The organism is Photobacterium proteolyticum, from assembly GCF_001939735.1.
GTDB classification, from domain to species: Bacteria; Pseudomonadota; Gammaproteobacteria; order Enterobacterales; family Vibrionaceae; genus Photobacterium; species Photobacterium proteolyticum.
Genome location: NZ_MJIL01000048.1, coordinates 180,925 through 198,454 on the forward strand (window position 1 = coordinate 180,925; position 17,530 = coordinate 198,454).

Consider the following 17,530-nt stretch of genomic DNA (forward strand, 5'->3'; position numbering starts at 1 on the left):
CCGTATGAGCCAGAACATATACCAATTTATCGATGTTGCGCGGGTTGATCCGGCAAAGAAACCGCTCAATATCCGCAAAATCGAATTCGTGGAAATCTACGAGCCTTTCACCCAGCAGCAGGCCGGCGCCCAGGCAGATCGCTGCCTGGGTTGCGGCAACCCGTATTGCGAGTGGAAATGCCCGGTCCATAACTACATCCCGCAGTGGCTCAAACTGGCCAACGAAGGACGGATCATCGAAGCGGTCGAGCTTTCGCACCAGACCAATACCTTGCCGGAGGTCTGTGGCCGGGTATGCCCCCAGGACCGCCTGTGTGAAGGGGCCTGTACCCTCAATGATGATTTCGGTGCCGTGACCATCGGCAATGTCGAGAAGTACATTACCGACAAAGCATTCAAAATGGGCTGGAAGCCCGACATGTCCGCAGTCGAGTGGACAGACAAGAAAGTGGCCATTATCGGTGCCGGTCCTGCCGGTCTGTCCTGTGCCGACATTCTGGTCCGAAACGGGGTCAAGCCTGTGGTGTTTGACCGTTACCCGGAAATTGGCGGCCTGCTAACGTTCGGGATCCCCTCTTTCAAACTGGAGAAAGAGGTAATGATCAACCGCCGCGAGATCTTTACCGAGATGGGGGTCGAGTTTCAGCTCAATACTGAAGTCGGCAAAGACATCCAGATGGAGCAGTTGCTAAATGATTATGATGCCGTATTCCTCGGTGTCGGGACCTACAAGAACATGCGGGCAGGACTGGAAAACGAAGATGCCGAGGGCGTTTATGATGCCCTGCCATTCCTTGTCTCCAATACCTACCGGGTGATGGGGCTGGATGGCAATAAAGACTTCACCGACATGAAAGGAAAAAAGGTCGTGGTACTTGGCGGCGGGGATACCGCGATGGACTGTGTCCGCACCTCGGTTCGCCAGAGCGCGACGGAGGTCATTTGTGCCTATCGCCGTGATGCGGCCAACATGCCGGGCTCCAAGCGCGAGTATAAGAATGCCCGCGAGGAAGGCGTCAAGTTCATGTTCAACCTGCAACCGCTGAGCATCAACATCAACGATCAGGGGCAGGTTACGGGGATCAACATGGTCAGAACCGAGCTGGGAGCACCGGATGAAGCCGGTCGCCGCCACCCCGAGCTAGTCGAGGGCAGCGAACATGTCATCGAGGCCGATGCCGTGATCATGGCCTTCGGTTTCCAGCCGCACGCCATGCCGTGGCTGGAGCAGTATAATGTCGAGCTGGATCAGCGCGGCCGTATCAAGGCGCCATCTGAAGGAGATTTCCAGTTCCAGACCAGCAATGCCAAAATTTTTGCCGGGGGCGATGCGGTACGAGGCTCCGATTTGGTAGTCACAGCCATTGACGAGGGACGCCGAGCCGCTGAAGGGATCCTCGATTACCTGGAAGTATAACGGTGTAGCCTCTTTTGCAGCTCCAACAAAGCGGGAATGCCCCTCAAGGCCATTCCCGCTTTTTATTGGTTCATGTTACAATTCTTGCCACACGTGCTCCTGCCTGGGAGCCTCAATTTACCGACAAGAGAACGAATTGATGAAAATCGGCATTATTGGTGCGATGGAACAAGAAGTTGCCATCCTGAAAGCGCAACTGACCAACAGCGAAACTCACAACAAAGCGGGCTGTACGTTCTATACCGGTACCCTAAATGGTGCAGATGTTGTCTTGTTGCAATCGGGTATTGGCAAGGTAGCAGCAGCCGTGGGTACAGCTGTTCTGCTTGAAGTCTTCAAGCCTGATGTGGTGCTAAATACCGGTTCGGCTGGCGGCTTCGATTCTAGCCTGAATCTGGGCGATGTGGTTATCTCGACCGAGGTTCGCTACCACGATGCCGACGTTACGGCATTCGGTTATGAAATCGGCCAGATGGCCCAGCAACCTGCTGCATTCATCTCTGATAAAAAGCTGATGAATACTGCAGAGCAGGCACTGGCAGCAATGGATGATATGCATGCCGTGCGCGGTCTGATTTGTACCGGTGATGCCTTCGTCTGCTCAGCCGAAAAACAAACCTTCATTCGCGACAACTTCCCAAGCGTAATTGCGGTTGAAATGGAAGCTGCTGCTATCGCCCAGGCGTGTCACCAGTTCGAGGTACCGTTTGTTGTGGTTCGCGCCATTTCTGACGTTGCCGACAAAGAGTCGCCAATGAGCTTCGAAGAGTTCCTGCCGCTGGCAGCGAAGAGCTCATCAATCATGGTGGCCAAAATGGTTGAGCTTCTTAACCAGTAATGACAGAAGCCCTGGCGTTACTGCTTGATAACAGCTCCCTGCTTGTCTTGTGGGGAGCTTTAGCTATGCATTGGCTGCTACCGATCCCAGCCCAGCTTCACCCGCTTCACATCTGGCAGCAGCTTGCCATTGTGATTGCCGATAAAGTCAACAAACCCGACGAGTCCCGCAAACAGCAGCTACTCTCAGGCACTCTGGCCTGGTCACTGATGTGGCTGACCGTTTTGATCCTGCTGGTGGCACTGTACCAGCTGGTATGGATAGAGAGCATGTTCCACCTCGTCCTTTTGTGGCTGGCGCTGGACTGGCGATCGACAGCCAAGCTAAGTAAGCGGTTTACTCGCGCCTACAGCCAAGAGGACAAAGCGGCTTGCCGCCAGTTGCTGGAAACTCCGCTAAACCGGGAAACCCGCAACCTGTCTCTGCTTGGCCTCGGCAAAGCCGGTGCCGAGACCCAGCTGCTCGCCTATGGCCGACTGGTCGCCGGCGTCTTGTTCTGGTACGCCCTTGCCGGTGGCATCGGTGCCCTGATGTACCGGCTGGCAGTCAGCCTGGCCCGGGTCTGGTCGCCCAGCCGTCAGCATTTCCACACCTTCGGTCTCCCGGCCATTCGCATTCTCGCTACCCTGGACATTATTCCGCTGCGCATCTTTGCTCTGCTGTTCTGCCTCGGCCATAACGGTAAAGCCGCCCTGCAGGGGATCATTCAGCAGGGAGAAAACTGGCTGTTACCCGGCCCCGGATGGCTGCTGGCTGCAACCGGGCATAAGCTATCCCTGTCTCTCGGCGGCCCCGCTATTTACGGTAACCGCAAGATGGAGCGCCCACGCCTGGGCGGGAAAATTGCCCCGGCCGCTTTCCACCTGGCACAGATAGACAAGATCGCCAACAACCGCCTGCTGGCCTGGGTGGCGATACAAAGTGTGCTTATCGTTATTTTCCAAGGAGTCCTCTAAGTGCATCTGGCTTGTCTCTGGCTATTACTGTTCTCGTCGGTCACTATTGCGGCCCCCGCTCAACGCGTGATCAGCCTGTCCCCGCACACAACCGAGCTAGCCTTTGCCGCCGGACTTGGTCCGCAACTGATTGCCGCCAGTGACTATAGCGACTACCCGGAAGCCGCCAAGTCTCTCGAACGGGTTGCCAACTACCGTGGTATAAAACTGGAACGTATTGTGGCGCTAAAGCCCGATCTGATCCTGGCCTGGAAGGGCGGAAATCCACCCCGCGAAATGTCCAAACTGGAACAGCTTGGATTCACTATTTACTACTCCAACCCGCTGGAACTGGAAGATATCCCACATACCATAGAAACACTCGGGCAATACTCGGCCAACCCGAAGCAGGCCAAGCAGGTTGCAGATGACTTCCGCCAGACCTTAACCGCGCTTAAAAGCAAATACAGCGACCAGCGCCCCGTTAAGTACTTCTATCAGCTCAGCAGCTCGCCGATCATTACTGTTGCCGACAACAGCTGGCCCAGCCAGGTATTTGCCCTTTGCGGCGGCGTAAACATCTTTGCCGACAGCCCAGCCGCCTACCCGCAGGTTTCCGAAGAGCAGGTAGTAGTACGCCAACCGGAGGTCATATTCGGTTCCCGGCATTCAGGAACGGAAACCAGCGCCTGGCAACAGTGGCAAGGCAAGTTGCCAGCCATCGATAACCAGCACGTTTTTACCCTTCAGGCAGATTGGCTTAACCGGCCAACACCCCGTACAATCAAAGCCGTAGAGCAAGTGTGCGAGCGCCTCAACCAGGTAAGAAACAGCAGCCTGTAACAGGCATTCAACATTCATTGTGAATAAGCTCACAAAGCCACTGCAGCAAGTTGTACCGCTAACATATCGTCGTACAATCTCAGCCGATTTCACTTCACTTCAGAGCTAGCAGGTAAAGATATGCTTATCTATGTTCTCGATATGTTCGGCACCGCCGTGTTTGCCGCATCGGGTGTATTAATGGCGGGCCGTCTGCGTATGGACCCATTTGGCATCGTCGTGCTTGCCAGCGTCACCGCGATTGGCGGAGGGACGATCCGTGATATGGCTCTTGGCGCAACGCCTGTGTTCTGGATCACCGATACCAGCTACCTGTGGGTGATCTTTATTACCTGTCTGATCGCCATGCTGGCGATACGCAAGCCCAAGCAAATGCCCTGGTATTTCCTGCCCGTTGCCGATGCCATCGGGCTGGCCGTGTTCGTCGCAATCGGCGTCGAGAAAGCCCTGCGTTTTGGCGCCTCTCCGATGGTGGCTGTGATTATGGGGGTAATGACCGGCTGTGGCGGCGGAGTGATCCGCGATATTCTCGCGCGTGAAATCCCGATGGTGCTGCGAACCGAAGTATACGCCACCGCCTGTATTCTTGGGGGAATAGTCCATACTACTGCGCTGATGCTGCATGTCGACGCCTCGGTCGCCACACTGGCCGGGGTCATCACCACCCTGACTATCCGTCTGGCAGCAATCCGCTGGCACCTCTCATTGCCAACCTTTATCCCGCGGCAATGACCGCAAACCAAGCGAACCAGTTGGTTCCGTTTCAGCCGATAACATCGTGATAAAGAGCCGCCGGAAAGGCGGCTTTTTTACATCCAGAAGAGATATAGCCGAGGAAACAGGCATTAAAAAAGGCGCTCGAGGCGCCTTTTCATCAATGCAGAATGACCGGGTTACTTAAGGGTAACGCGCGCAAACTTACGCTTACCAACCTGGTATACCGCTGTACCGGCAGCCGGTACCAGCTTGGTATCTTCAATCTTGTCACCGTCAATCTTCGCTGCACCCTGACGGATCATACGCATTGCATCTGACGTTGAGTTTACCAGAGCGGCCTCTTTCAGCAGGTTACCGATGGCAATACCGGCTTCGAATTCAAATTCCGGCATTTCATCAGGCATCGCGCCTTTCTGGAAGCGGTTGATAAATTCCTGCTCGGCAGCATCTGCATCGGCTTCAGAATGGAAGCGCGCAATGATTTCTTTAGCTAGCAGAATCTTGATATCACGAGGGTTTTTGCCGTTCGCCATATCTTTCTTGAACTGCTCGATCTCTTCAAGCGGACGGAAAGAAAGCAGCTCATAGTAGTTCCACATCAGGTCATCAGAAATCGACATGATTTTACCGAACATTTCGCTTGGTACATCTGCGATGCCAATGTAGTTGTGAGCAGACTTGGACATCTTCTTCACACCGTCCAGGCCAACAAGCAGCGGCAGGGTCAGGACAACCTGTGGCTTCTGGCCGTTAGCCTTCTGCAGCTCACGGCCCATCAGCAGGTTAAACTTCTGATCAGTACCACCCAGCTCGACATCTGTCTCCATCGCTACCGAGTCGTAGCCCTGCAGAAGCGGGTACATGAACTCATGGATAGCGATTGGACGGCCTTCGTTGTAACGCTTTTTAAAGTCATCACGTTCCAGCATACGCGCTACGGTCTGGTTGGCCGCCAGGCGGATCATGCCTTCGGCACCCAACTCGGATAGCCACGAAGAGTTGAACTCAATTTTGGTCTTGGCCGGGTCAAGGATCTTGAAAACCTGCTCTTTATACGTTTCTGCGTTAGCCAGAACGTCTTCACGCGTCAGCGGCGGACGGGTAGTATTTTTACCCGTCGGATCACCTACCATGCCGGTAAAGTCACCAATCAGAAATGTTACTTCGTGTCCCAATTCCTGGAAGGTACGTAACTTGTTAAGAATGACGGTGTGGCCCAGGTGAATATCCGGTGCTGTCGGATCGGCACCTAGTTTAATTCGCAGAGGACGGTTTTCTTTTAACTTAGCAATTAGCTCTTCTTCTGGTATCAGCTCGTCGACACCACGCTTAATTTCCGCTAAAGCTTGTTCAATGCTGGCCATTCTTGTTCGCTCCCACAGAATTGGCAAAAAAGTCATAGTCGACCATCTTACTTGAATAGCGATGTTTTTTGAAACCAGTTAGACTAAGCGTTGTCTTATTTTTCCCTTATTGCGCAAAAAAAACCTATCAATGCTAGTATCGAAACTTCTCCGGCTGCCAAGGATGCACCAAATACTGATCACATTGCTCAGTGCCATTGTGGTACTGCTGCTCCTACTGCCGGGCTCAGAGAACAGCGGCCACCCGGAGCGCAAGTTTGAAGTCGGTAAAGTCTACCCGCTTGATATCAACCTCGAGGCCCATCAACTGCGGCCGTTGGCAAAAGACGAAAAACCGGCCGTACCGGAGCTGAACTGGAAAGAACATACCGTAAAGTCAGGCGAGAGCCTGGCCGTTATATTTGACAAAGTCGGACTGTCACCAGGCACACTCTACCGACTGGTCAATGCCGATGAAGGCACCAAGAGCCTGACCCGCCTGCGTCCGGGCGATCTCCTGAAGTTTGGCTTTGACGAGAACAATGAACTGATACAGCTTATCCAGCCCCAAAGTGCCACCGACACCCTGGTGATCACCCGCACCGGCGATAGCTACCACTCCAGCGAAGAGAGCAAACCTGTTGATACCCAGCTTAACTTTGCTCAGGCTATTATTACGTCCAGCTTCTGGAATGCCGCCGACAAAGCCGGGCTGACAGCCAACCAGATCATGGAAATCGCCGGGATCTTCGGCTGGGATATCGACTTTGCCCTGGATATCCGCCAGGGAGACAGCTTCTCGGTGCTGTTCGAGGAACGCTTTGTCGAGGGCGAGCCTATCGGGCGCGGCAACATTGTGGCTGCAACCTTTACCAACCTGGGGGAAACCTTCACCGCGGTACGCAGCGAAAGCGGTCAGTATTATGACAAGGAAGGCCGGGCAATGCGTAAGGCATTCCTGCGCTCGCCGATTAACTTCCGCTACGTCAGCTCCAACTTCAACCCTCGCCGTCTTCACCCGGTGACAGGCAGAGTCAAGGCACACCGGGGAACCGACTATGTCGCCCCTGTCGGTACGCCTATCTGGGCCGCCGGCGACGGTGTGGTCATGAAGTCTGGCTATAACAAGTTCAACGGCAACTATGTATTCATCCGCCACAGCTCGACCTACGTGACCAAATATCTGCATATGACCAGACGCAAGGTGAAAACCGGCCAGCGTGTGAAACAGGGGCAGACCGTCGGCACACTGGGAGGGACAGGCCGGGTAACTGGCCCTCATCTGCACTATGAATTCCTGGTCAATGGCGTGCATAAAAACCCGCGGACGGTGAAACTTCCTCAGGCCAACTCACTCAAAGGAGCCGAGAAGACACAGTTCAAAAAATATGCCAGCGAGCGCCTGAACCAGTTGTCACAGTACAGCCAGTTTATCGCCGATAACAGCCCGCTGCTTATCAACCGGGGTTAATAACTATATGAACAACTACTTATCCAGATTGGTATAACCGCGCCGTTTTAGCCAAAATGCCCGTCAACAAAAAAGCCGTCACGGATGTGACGGCTTTTTGTTATCTGAGTAGCTCTCACTGCATAATTAGATCAGCGTGAAAGCTATTGCTTTTTCGGCGATTAAACGCTGAATGATGCACCACAACCACAGGTTGTCGTTGCATTCGGGTTGTTCACAAAGAAGCGGGAACCTTCAAGGCCTTCGGTGTAGTCAACCGTACCGCCGAGCAGGTACTGCAGGCTCATAGGGTCTACCACCAGCGTCACACCACTGTTTTCAATCGTGGTATCGCCATCATTCACTTTTTCATCAAAGGTAAAACCATACTGGAAGCCACTACAACCACCGCCGGTGATGTAAACGCGCAGCTTCAGCTCCGGGTTTTCTTCCTCGGCGATTAGCGCTTTCACTTTATTCGCTGCAACATCAGAAAAATTCAGCGGTAAATTGGCATCGCTCATTAAAAACCTCTCAAACACATACGGTAATTAACCTGATTATCTAATACCTGACTATCTCGTTCAAGTATTGACCACTTCAGACTGTGCTCTTTGGGCAATTTTTTCCTTTTCCATCTTACGGCGCAAGAGCAGAGAGTAAATAGGTTGCCCACCCAGCACCTGGGCCAGCATGGTCGCCCCCAGCGTAGTAATAATCAGCGGCAAAATTAGGTGGTAGTTATTGGTCATCTCAATCACCAGCAAAATCCCGGTAATTGGCGCCCTTACGGTCGCAGCAAACAATGCCCCCATCCCTGCAATGGCAAACATACCCGGCTCAAGGCCGAGATCGGGAAAAGCCATCTGTGCCACCGAGCCAAAGAAGGTCCCGAACAAGGTACCAAGGGCCAGCATCGGGGCGAAAATGCCTCCCGGCGCACCGGAGCCAAAGCACAATAGAGTTGTCGCGACGCGAGCCAGAAACAGGATCAGCAGCAGGCTGACACTGTATTCGCCATGGGTCGCGCTCGGGATCAGGGCAATTCCTCCCCCGGTCAGCTCCGGCAAATACAGCAGTAATATGCCAAAACACCCACCGAGTATGGTCCCGGTCAGGATATAGCGCCTGCGCTCATTACGGTGAATACGGTCAAACAGGTCCTGAGACAGAGTCACCAGGCGGTTAAACACAACGCCGAACACCCCGAAGAACATCCCGAGCAGCAAAAACAGCCACAGAGACTTCAGTACCGGCGCATCATACTGCGGCATGGTGATCACCGCATGCTGTCCCTGAATACTGCGAAAGACAATATTGGCGACAATGGCCGATATTAACACACACTTGATAGAGATTAGGCTGTAGCGAAACTGCGGCCGCATCTCCTCGACAACAAACATGATCCCGGCCAGCGGCGCATTGAACGCCGCTGCCAGCCCACCTGCGGCACCGGAGGCCAGCAGGGCATGGCGTCCTTCCTTATCCTTGAGGCGGAAAGTATCCGAAACCATCCGACCGATGTTACCGCCCATCTGTACCGAGGGCCCCTCCCGGCCAAGCACCATGCCGGAGCCCAGCGCCCCCAGGCCACCGATAAATTTCACCGGTAGTACCCGCCACCAGCGAACCGGACGAACGTCATCCATCGCCCCCTCGATTTCGGGGATCCCGGATCCCGCCGCCTCCGGCGCAAAGCGATGGACCAGGTAATAGCCGATCGAAGCCAGTACCGCACTGATCAGAAATGCCGCCAGCCATAATGGCAACCAGCTGCTAATCACGTCTCTCAGCCACTCCGTTCGCTGCTCGGACACCCAGTGAACCGTGATTTCAAACAAGGTAGCAATCAGACCGGCAGCCAGGCCGACTAGTGCAGAAAGAAACAGTACCGATACCGGTGTTTTATCACGAGAAAGAAAACGCCGAACCAACCCGCTTGGTTGCAGGCGTTCAGGCGCAGGAGTGCCTTGGGTGTTGTCAGTCATTAGTCAGCCGTATCTTTGAGTAGATTGCCCCGGCAGGGGCAGACAGGAAGGACGAAATTCGTCTGCGCTAAGAGTAGCCGACAATGCCCTCTTTTTACACTGCCAATGTTGAAAACTAGCTTTCCATCCGTGCCAAAACGGCGGCGGGATCTGGCCGGGCGCACATTCCTTCAATTCTCTCGCCAAGTTCCCGGAATTTTAGGTACAATGCCGACACTTTAAATCAGGTAATATTTGAAAAATAGGACATAACCATGAGCAAGTCAGCTGATTTATTTGCTAAAGCACAAGAAACGATCCCTGGCGGTGTGAACTCACCGGTTCGTGCATTTGCCGGTGTCGGCGGCAGCCCGCTGTTTATCGAGCGAGCTGACGGCGCCTACATTTTTGATGCTGATGGCAAAGCCTATATCGACTATGTTGGCTCTTGGGGTCCTATGATTCTGGGTCACAACCACGTCGCTATTCGTGATGCCGTGATCAAGGCCGCCCAGCAGGGGCTGAGCTTCGGCGCACCGACCGAAATGGAAGTGACCATGGCGGAGTTGGTCTCCAAGCTGGTACCGTCAATGGAAATGGTACGTATGGTGAGCTCAGGTACCGAAGCGACCATGAGTGCCATCCGCCTTGCCCGCGGCTTTACCAACCGCGACAAAATCATCAAGTTCGAAGGCTGCTACCACGGCCATGCCGACTGCCTGCTGGTAAAAGCCGGCTCGGGCGCCCTGACACTGGGCCAACCAAGTTCTCCGGGCGTACCGGCAGATTTTGCCAAGCACACACTGACATGCACCTATAACGATCTGGACTCTGTCCGCGCGGCATTCGCCGAGCACCCTGAGCAGGTTGCGTGTATTATCGTCGAGCCGGTAGCCGGCAACATGAACTGCATCCCGCCGGTTCCGGGCTTCCTGGAAGGCCTGCGCGAGATCTGTGACGAGTTCGGTGCCCTGCTGATCCTTGATGAGGTGATGACAGGCTTCCGTGTATCGGAAGGCGGCGCGCAGGGGTATTACAATATCAAGCCGGATCTGACCACGCTGGGTAAAGTGATCGGTGGCGGTATGCCAGTCGGCGCATTCGGCGGCCGCCGTGATGTGATGCAATATATCGCGCCAACCGGCCCGGTATATCAGGCGGGCACCCTGTCGGGCAACCCGGTTGCGATGGCTGCCGGCCATGCCTGCCTGAGCGTTCTGACCAAAGAAGGTAACGAAAAGCGTCTGGCCAATACCACCCAACGTCTGGCTGACGGTTTCAAGGCTCTTGCTGACAAGCACGGTATCGCCCTGCAGACCAACCAGGTTGGTGCGATGTTCGGTTTTTTCTTTACCGAACAGTCAAGCGTTAGCTGCTTTGATGATGTCACCAAGTGCGACATCGAACGCTTCAAGCGCTTCTTCAACCTGATGCTTGAAAAAGGGGTTTACCTGGCACCCTCTGCCTATGAAGCCTGCTTTACGTCACTGGCTCACGGCGAGAAAGAAATCGAAGCGACCCTGGACGCTGCTGACTTTGCCTTTGCAACCCTGGCCGCTGAAGCCAACGCCTAAGCCGTCAACAGCAAGCCCTATTGAAACGCCACTCATCGAGTGGCGTTTTTTGTAACAGGCATACCCCTTACTGCCAGAAAATAACCGCGAGGGCTGCCAGTATCACGAGTACCCATACTGCCAGCGGAATCCTACGCTTCTTTTTTGTTTCGCAGCCGCAATCACAACACCCCATCGCCCCGAGCCTCTCAATAGTTAAAATATTTGATTTATAAACCAAGCAGATGCAATTATAAGCCACGCTCGATGCAGTGTTAACAAACAGAAAGGATAATCACAGTGCCCAAACCCTTTAAAGCCGAATCACGCCACTGGATGCTGATCGCCGCACTGGCGCTCGCCGCCTATGCGAGCTACCGTCTGATAGAACCGTATCTGGGGCCGATTGTAATGGCCTTTATCATTTCTCTGCTCTATTACCCGCTGCATGCAAGGGTAGAGGCGAAAATTCCACGTCAGCCCAATGCGGCATCAATGATTTCATGTACCCTGCTCACCTTTATCATCGTGATCCCGGTACTGGTTGTCTTCACCTCGATTGTCCATCAGGGTTCGACCTTTTCCAAGGACAGCTATGTCTGGCTAACCACCGGTGGTGCCAAGGAAGTGCTGTCTCACCCAATCACCGTAAAAGCCCTGTCGCTGATCGAGCAATACTCGCCTTTCGAGCCGCTTGATGCCCAGGCCGTTGTTCAGAAGATTGCCGCGGCGGCCTCCAAGTTTGGTGCCCAGTTGCTCAATATCAGCGCCAGGCTTCTCGGGGATGCCACCAACTTTGTGATTAGCTTTATGCTGATGCTGTTTGTGCTGTTCTTCCTGCTTCGTGACCACAAGAAGATGGTATCGGCCATTCGCCATGTCCTGCCGCTATCCCGCAGCCAGGAAGATGCCGTGCTGACAGAAGTCGAGCAGGTGGCCAAGTCGGCGGTACTGGGATCATTCCTCACAGCGCTGGCCCAGGGTTTCGCGGGCGGTTTTGCAATGTGGCTGGCAGGTTTTCCCGGCCTGTTCTGGGGCTCGATGATGGCCTTTGCCTCATTCATTCCGGTATTCGGTACGGCCCTGATTTGGCTGCCAGCCGCTATCTACCTCTTGCTGATCGACCAGTGGGAATGGGCAATGTTTCTGGCTGGCTGGGGTATTGTCGTGGTCGGCTCCATCGACAACTTCCTTCGCCCGCTGTTGATGCAGGGCAACTCCAGCATGAACACCCTGCTGATCTTTTTCTCCATCCTCGGCGGCCTGCATCTGTTCGGCTTAATCGGCCTGATTTACGGCCCGATTATCTTTGCCGTCACTCTGGTACTGTTCAAGCTCTATGAAGTCGAATTCAAAGACTTTTTGGACAATCAGGATCAAAGCTAGTCACTGATTTCCAGCCTATCGCAACAAAGCCGCCTCTTCGCGGCTTTGTTCGTCTTTTCATAGCCAGTGATTTATGGAACAATTCGCGCCCTTACTCCATGTAAAGCTAAACTGAGGCCGTTATGTCCTATACTGCTGCAAGCCAGGTTGTTGCCCGCCAGCTTGAGTTTTTTGAAAATCGCAAGGTCCTTGTCGTCGGTGAGCTCTCTGACTCATTTCCGCTTGAACTGACGCAGGTGGCCCAGTCAGTGGCAGTATTTACCACCAATTACGGCTATTACCGCAGCATGAGTCGGCACAGCCAGATCCAGTCCTACTTCGGTGCCGAGCTGGTCGATGATGCCGATATCGACATGATCCTGCTCTACTGGCCAAAGGCCAAGGCTGAAGCCGAGTACCTGCTGGCCATGCTGCTGGCAAAATTCGGTCCCCAGACCGAGATCTGTGTCGTCGGAGAAAACCGCAGCGGTGTCCGCAGTGCCGAAAAGCTCTTTAAACCCTACGGCCCGCTGACCAAATACGACTCAGCCCGCCGCTGCAGCTTTTACTGGGGACGCTGTGACAATGCCGTGCCAGCATTCGAACTGAGCAGTTGGTTCCGTAGCTACCCAATCAAGGTAGCCGGCACAGAACTAACGATCCGCTCTCTGCCGGGCGTATTTAGCCACGGCGAATTTGACAAGGGATCGGAGCTGCTGCTTGATACCCTGCCGGCACTCAATGGCAAGGTACTGGACTTTGGTTGCGGTGCCGGCGTTATCGGCGCCGTCATGAAAACCAACAACCCGGATATTGACCTGGAGCTTTCTGACATCAGCGCCCTGGCGATTGAATCTGCCCGCGAGACATTCCGGATCAACAATCTCGACGCCAAGTTTGTCGCAACCGATGTCTATGCTGCGCTGGAAGGCCCGTATGATTACCTGATCAGCAACCCGCCTTTCCATGCCGGCCTGAAAACTTTCTATGCCGCCACCGAGGACTTTATTGCCCAGGCTCCGGGCTACCTGCGCCCTGAAGGCCAGCTGATCATCGTAGCCAACAGCTTCCTGCGCTATCCGCCGTTGATAGAAGCCAGCCTGGGTAACTGCGATACCGTTGCCAGTACTAATAAATTCAATATTTACGCCGCGAAAAAATAACCTTTCCGGGCTGAGTATATACTCAGCCCCATCCTTCTTCTCACGAGAATTAACGGCAATTATTCTAATTTAGTGCCAATTTCACCCCATGACCTCGTTAAGATTGTCAATAATGTGTTTCGGCACACGCTTCCCTGCTCACTTACTTGATCGCATAAAAAAACTCAGTAAAACTGGAAACCTTGGTGTAATTGCCTTTTTTAGCCTCTGTTCCGGCCTGATGCCCCCACGCTAAAAACGTCAAAATCACCTCCTATATTTCAGTCAAACTGAGTTGCAATTAATCATACGTTGAATTTTATCACCCACATCCAATAGGTTAATTTCAGGCACAGGAATGCAGAATACTACCCGTTTCAAGCGCCTCCAGCATACGCTCATGCTGGCTTTTCTCGTGCTCAGCATTACCCCGCTGACACTCTCGGCCCTGTTCTTTCTTAACTCTCATACCAATGATCTCACCGCGCAAAGCACCAACCACCTTGCGTCGCTGCTGGAGAACAAACAAAAACAGCTTAATAGCTACTTTGCCGCCAGAGAATCAGAGGTACAGAGCTTTGCCCGCTCAGAGCTGGCCAACGCCAGTGGAGGACGTTTCTACGGACTGGTCGGTGCCTACCATCAACTAGGGGATATCTCGGCGCTGACCAAGGGCGGAGACACCAGCCGTTACTTTACCGAAACCCTGATTGCCAAGCCCCATAACAGTGCCTATAGCGGCAACTATGTCGGGCATGAACGCTATCGCCTGATGTATAAACGCTATAACTGGGCTTATGACGAATACCTCAAGCGGTCAGATTTCAGTGATATCTTGCTGGTCGATATCAAGGGCAACGTCGTCTATTCCGCCCATAGCCCCGATAAGTTCAGTGCCAACCTGCTTGCCGATGACAGTCCTTTCGAGGCCCTGCAGCAGACCTTTGCCACGATAAAGAACAAGACCAAGCAACAACAAAGCGAGCCGGAGCAAGTTCCTGTCGCCTTTACCGATTTCACCGCTGCCTCTTCGGGCACAGAAAACGCGGCCTGGTTTGCTGCTCCTATCATTCAGCAGGGCTACCTGCACAGCTATGTGTTCTTCAAGCTCGACAACCAGTCGATCAGCGACTTTATTGCTGATACCAGCAATAGCTCTAACCGTGTGCAGACGCTGCTGGTCGGCAGTGATCACCTGTCGCGCCTGCCAAACGGCGACATGCTACCGCAGGATCTCTCAAGCCCGAGCATTGAAAAAGCCCTCAGCGGCCAGACCGGAGTCGGCAGTTTCCTCAACTTTAACCAGATCCCGGTATTGAGCGCCTTTGCCCAAATCAATGTGCTGGGCAACCCCTGGGCACTGGTGGTCGAGCTCCCTGAAGAGGAGGCTTTTGCCCGGATCCGCCAGCTGGAGAAAATCTTCTCGGTTGCGATGATCACCGCCATCATTCTGGTAATTATCGCCTCCCACTGGCTCTCCAATTCCATCACCGCTCCCTTGTTGCGCCTCACCTGGGCGGCCGAGCGGGTCTCGGCCGGTGATATGGAGCAAGAGATCACCAGCACCGAACGCAGCGACGAAATTGGCCGCCTTGCAACCAGTTTTGCCAGAATGCAGCGCTCGATCCGTGAGAAAATCTCCCTGATCCGCAAGCAAAATGCCGAGCTGGAGCAAAACCTGCAGGTCATCCAGCAGCAAAATGACGATCTGCAAACTGCCGACAAGCTGAAAGATGAATTCCTGGCCACCACGTCGCATGAGCTACGTACACCGCTCCACGGTATGGTCGGCATTGCCGAATCTCTCCTGGCCGGTGCCAGCGGCCCGGTCCAGCATACCCAGCGCCGGCAACTGGAAATGATGATTAACAGCGGCCAGCGCCTCACCAACCTGGTCGATGATCTGCTCGACTACCACAAGATGCGCTATGGCGATCTGGACATGAACAAGCAGGCAGTGGATCTGGCATCGGCCGTCCGCCTGGTACTGGAACTGTCCGGTCACCTGCTCGGCAGCAAACCGGTTCGGATCATCAACCAAATACCTGATGATCTCCCTCTGGTACTTGGCGACGAGCAACGTCTGGAGCAGGTGCTGTATAATCTCGTCGGCAATGCCATCAAATATACCTCGGAAGGCAAGATCATTCTGTCGGCGACCATCCTCGAAAACCAAATCCGTGTCCAGGTGGTCGATACCGGCCAGGGGATCCCGCCAGAGCAACTTGAACATATTTTCGAACCGTTGATCCAGGCCAACACCAATGCCGCCCGCTACCGGCAGGGCTCCGGGCTAGGGCTGTCAATCAGCCGCCAGCTTATCGAACTGATGGGAGGCAGACTGTATGTCAGCAGTCAGCCTATGGTCGGGGCAACCTTCAGCTTTACCCTGAACCTGGCATCGGAAGAAGATATCGCCGATAGCCAGCTGGCCAGCCGCAGCTCCCATTTCCAGGTTCCCTCGCTGGATACCACCTTCTGCGAGACGGAAGACATCCCGGAAAACCCGGACGGCGAATTGCTGCTGATTGTCGATGACGAGCCCGTTAACCTGCAGGTCCTCAATAACTTCCTCCGCCTTGAGGGCTACCGGGTAATTACCGCAGAAAACGGCCCTAGTGCATTGAAGCTACTGGAACACCACAAGCCGGCCCTTATTCTTCTCGACATCATGATGCCGGAGATGTCCGGGTATGAGGTTTGCCAACACCTTCGGCAGCAGTATTCCCGTCTCGAACTGCCTATCATCATGCTATCGGCTCTTGGACAGGTACAGGATCGCGTCAAAGGATTCGAGAGCGGCGCCAATGACTACCTGACCAAGCCTTTTAACAAGGAAGAGCTGACAGCACGGATCGGCGCCCACATCAGAGCCGGACAAACAGAAGTACAGCACCAGAAGAATCAGGCGCTGAAGCAGGAAATTGAACGCCGGGAGCAAGTCGAGGCTGGCCTTTTAGAAGCGCAGACCCGATTACTCGGCCTGCTGGAATCCACCAGCGAAGCCATTCTCTGCGTTCAGGGAGGCGGACGTATACGCTATGCAAACAGTGCTGCGGGCAAGCTGTTCCACCGTGCTCCCGAGCAGCTGGAACGGCACAATATTACTGATATCCTAGCCACTCACCTGCCCGAAGATATCAGCACTAGCCATCACTATAACGGCAGCCTGCTCTACCGTATCAGCGATGAGCTCGTCTCTCTGGACACCGACGTGATCAACCTTCCCGAGGAGTCCGGCCTCCAGCGCATGTTCGTGTTCGACAATAATGGCCCGGCCACCCAGCAACGGGTCGAGGTGCTGGAAAATGCGATGGAGGTGCTTTCTGGCTTTGCCTTTGATGGCGACAAGGGATGCCTGCAGCAGCTGCGTGAGCTGGGCGGCGAATTTACCCGACTGGCCGACAAGCTGGATGACAACGGCAAAAACAAGACCGATTCGGTACGGGAACTGCTGGTCGAGGTCATGAAAGCCACCTTGAGTTTCTGGGAAGAGTCGGCCAACAAAACTAAGTTCGAGCTGGCAGAAGAAAGCGGCCTATGGCGCGTCTACCTCGACCGCAGTACACTGCAGACCCGCACGCTGGACAAATACCTCCACTTAGAAACCCTGCCCAAGACCCCGCGCTGGCGCACGGTACTCAATACTATCGACTTTGTGCTTGAACGCTGCAGCACACCGAGTTCCGAGCGACAACACATCGAAATGATGAAGGACAAGCTCCAGCACTTGATCGGCCAGTAGCATCTCTAGCATTGATATAAGCCACCATCAACAAGCCCGCAGATGCGGGCTTTTTCTATCCCCGCAACTGCATTCACATACCCGCCACCATCCCGCTTTTAATCTGACAGACAGCCCCCCTCAAACGGGCTCGTAGAGGCTCTGCGCTTAGCTTATTCCGCCCATACAATAATGCTCTCAGGGAGCTATTACGAGGCTTATTTCCAGCCGTAAAG

The 17,530-nt window shown here is 54.2% G+C and carries 13 protein-coding genes; 10 read left to right on the plus strand and 3 right to left on the minus strand.

The features are described 5' to 3' along the window. Window positions 1-4: 4 nt before the first annotated feature. The 5 genes from BIT28_RS05230 to BIT28_RS05250 all read left to right on the plus strand — a co-directional run bounded on the left by BIT28_RS05230 (window position 5) and on the right by BIT28_RS05250 (window position 4,765). Entirely contained in the window at window positions 5-1,417 is a 1,413-nt protein-coding gene (locus BIT28_RS05230; RefSeq protein WP_075762586.1) for an FAD-dependent oxidoreductase, read from the plus strand. Between the two features lie 139 nt (window positions 1,418-1,556). Continuing rightward, window positions 1,557-2,255 carry a 5'-methylthioadenosine/S-adenosylhomocysteine nucleosidase gene (gene mtnN / locus BIT28_RS05235; RefSeq protein WP_075762587.1) on the plus strand — a complete coding sequence of 233 codons (699 nt, stop codon included), beginning with the start codon at window positions 1,557-1,559 and terminating at the stop codon, window positions 2,253-2,255. After that, window positions 2,255-3,211, plus strand: a complete 957-nt coding sequence (locus BIT28_RS05240) for a cobalamin biosynthesis family protein (protein ID WP_075762588.1) — start codon at window positions 2,255-2,257, stop codon at window positions 3,209-3,211. Before mtnN ends, BIT28_RS05240 begins: the two co-directional genes overlap by 1 nt. Further along, window positions 3,212-4,033 (plus strand): vitamin B12 ABC transporter substrate-binding protein BtuF, encoded by an 822-nt coding sequence (gene btuF, locus BIT28_RS05245; RefSeq protein ID WP_075762589.1) that lies wholly within the window; start codon window positions 3,212-3,214, stop codon window positions 4,031-4,033. A gap of 120 nt (window positions 4,034-4,153) precedes the next feature. Then, a complete protein-coding gene (locus tag BIT28_RS05250; protein WP_075762590.1) occupies window positions 4,154-4,765 on the plus strand; it encodes a trimeric intracellular cation channel family protein in 612 nt (203 codons plus the stop codon). 161 nt (window positions 4,766-4,926) lie between these two features. On the opposite strand, the gene tyrS is transcribed toward BIT28_RS05250, so the two are convergent. Continuing rightward, the gene (gene tyrS, locus BIT28_RS05255; protein ID WP_075762591.1) at window positions 4,927-6,114 is read right to left on the minus strand and encodes a tyrosine--tRNA ligase; all 1,188 of its coding nucleotides are present in this window, start codon (window positions 6,112-6,114) and stop codon (window positions 4,927-4,929) included. A gap of 130 nt (window positions 6,115-6,244) precedes the next feature. Between tyrS and shyC the strand changes: the two genes are divergently transcribed. Continuing rightward, a complete protein-coding gene (gene shyC, locus BIT28_RS05260) occupies window positions 6,245-7,564 on the plus strand; it encodes a peptidoglycan DD-endopeptidase ShyC (RefSeq protein ID WP_075762592.1) in 1,320 nt (439 codons plus the stop codon). A gap of 161 nt (window positions 7,565-7,725) precedes the next feature. Here shyC and erpA read toward each other — a convergent pair whose 3' ends face one another. Beyond that, entirely contained in the window at window positions 7,726-8,067 is a 342-nt protein-coding gene (gene erpA, locus BIT28_RS05265) for an iron-sulfur cluster insertion protein ErpA (RefSeq protein ID WP_075762593.1), read from the minus strand. 60 nt (window positions 8,068-8,127) lie between these two features. Continuing rightward, complete coding sequence (gene clcA / locus BIT28_RS05270) at window positions 8,128-9,531, minus strand: H(+)/Cl(-) exchange transporter ClcA (protein WP_075762594.1); 1,404 nt, start codon at window positions 9,529-9,531, stop codon at window positions 8,128-8,130. A gap of 254 nt (window positions 9,532-9,785) precedes the next feature. Between clcA and hemL the strand changes: the two genes are divergently transcribed. The 4 genes from hemL (at window position 9,786) to BIT28_RS05290 (ending at window position 17,315) form a co-directional block, all read left to right on the plus strand. Next, window positions 9,786-11,084, plus strand: coding sequence for a glutamate-1-semialdehyde 2,1-aminomutase (gene hemL / locus BIT28_RS05275; RefSeq protein ID WP_075762595.1), 1,299 nt, complete (start codon window positions 9,786-9,788; stop codon window positions 11,082-11,084). A 279-nt stretch (window positions 11,085-11,363) separates the two neighbouring features. Further along, on the plus strand, window positions 11,364-12,449 hold the full coding sequence (locus tag BIT28_RS05280; protein ID WP_083651732.1) for an AI-2E family transporter: 1,086 nt from the start codon (window positions 11,364-11,366) through the stop codon (window positions 12,447-12,449). A gap of 122 nt (window positions 12,450-12,571) precedes the next feature. Continuing rightward, entirely contained in the window at window positions 12,572-13,591 is a 1,020-nt protein-coding gene (gene rsmC, locus BIT28_RS05285; RefSeq protein WP_075762596.1) for a 16S rRNA (guanine(1207)-N(2))-methyltransferase RsmC, read from the plus strand. A gap of 337 nt (window positions 13,592-13,928) precedes the next feature. Beyond that, window positions 13,929-17,315: a response regulator gene (locus tag BIT28_RS05290; protein WP_075762597.1), complete on the plus strand. Its 3,387-nt coding sequence runs from the start codon at window positions 13,929-13,931 to the stop codon at window positions 17,313-17,315. The last annotated feature ends 215 nt before the right edge of the window (window positions 17,316-17,530 follow it).

What these genes read in the sequence shown, in the direction of transcription:
- BIT28_RS05230 (WP_075762586.1), top strand. Translation starts at nt 5, where the DNA reads ATGAGCCAGAACATATACCAATTTATCGATGTTGCGCGGGTTGATCCG.
- BIT28_RS05240 (WP_075762588.1), top strand. Translation starts at nt 2,255, where the DNA reads ATGACAGAAGCCCTGGCGTTACTGCTTGATAACAGCTCCCTGCTTGTC.
- rsmC (WP_075762596.1), top strand. Translation starts at nt 12,572, where the DNA reads ATGTCCTATACTGCTGCAAGCCAGGTTGTTGCCCGCCAGCTTGAGTTT.
- mtnN (WP_075762587.1), top strand. Translation starts at nt 1,557, where the DNA reads ATGAAAATCGGCATTATTGGTGCGATGGAACAAGAAGTTGCCATCCTG.
- shyC (WP_075762592.1), top strand. Translation starts at nt 6,245, where the DNA reads ATGCTAGTATCGAAACTTCTCCGGCTGCCAAGGATGCACCAAATACTG.
- BIT28_RS05290 (WP_075762597.1), top strand. Translation starts at nt 13,929, where the DNA reads ATGCAGAATACTACCCGTTTCAAGCGCCTCCAGCATACGCTCATGCTG.
- tyrS (WP_075762591.1), bottom strand. Translation starts at nt 6,114, where the DNA reads ATGGCCAGCATTGAACAAGCTTTAGCGGAAATTAAGCGTGGTGTCGAC.
- BIT28_RS05250 (WP_075762590.1), top strand. Translation starts at nt 4,154, where the DNA reads ATGCTTATCTATGTTCTCGATATGTTCGGCACCGCCGTGTTTGCCGCA.
- hemL (WP_075762595.1), top strand. Translation starts at nt 9,786, where the DNA reads ATGAGCAAGTCAGCTGATTTATTTGCTAAAGCACAAGAAACGATCCCT.
- clcA (WP_075762594.1), bottom strand. Translation starts at nt 9,531, where the DNA reads ATGACTGACAACACCCAAGGCACTCCTGCGCCTGAACGCCTGCAACCA.
- erpA (WP_075762593.1), bottom strand. Translation starts at nt 8,067, where the DNA reads ATGAGCGATGCCAATTTACCGCTGAATTTTTCTGATGTTGCAGCGAAT.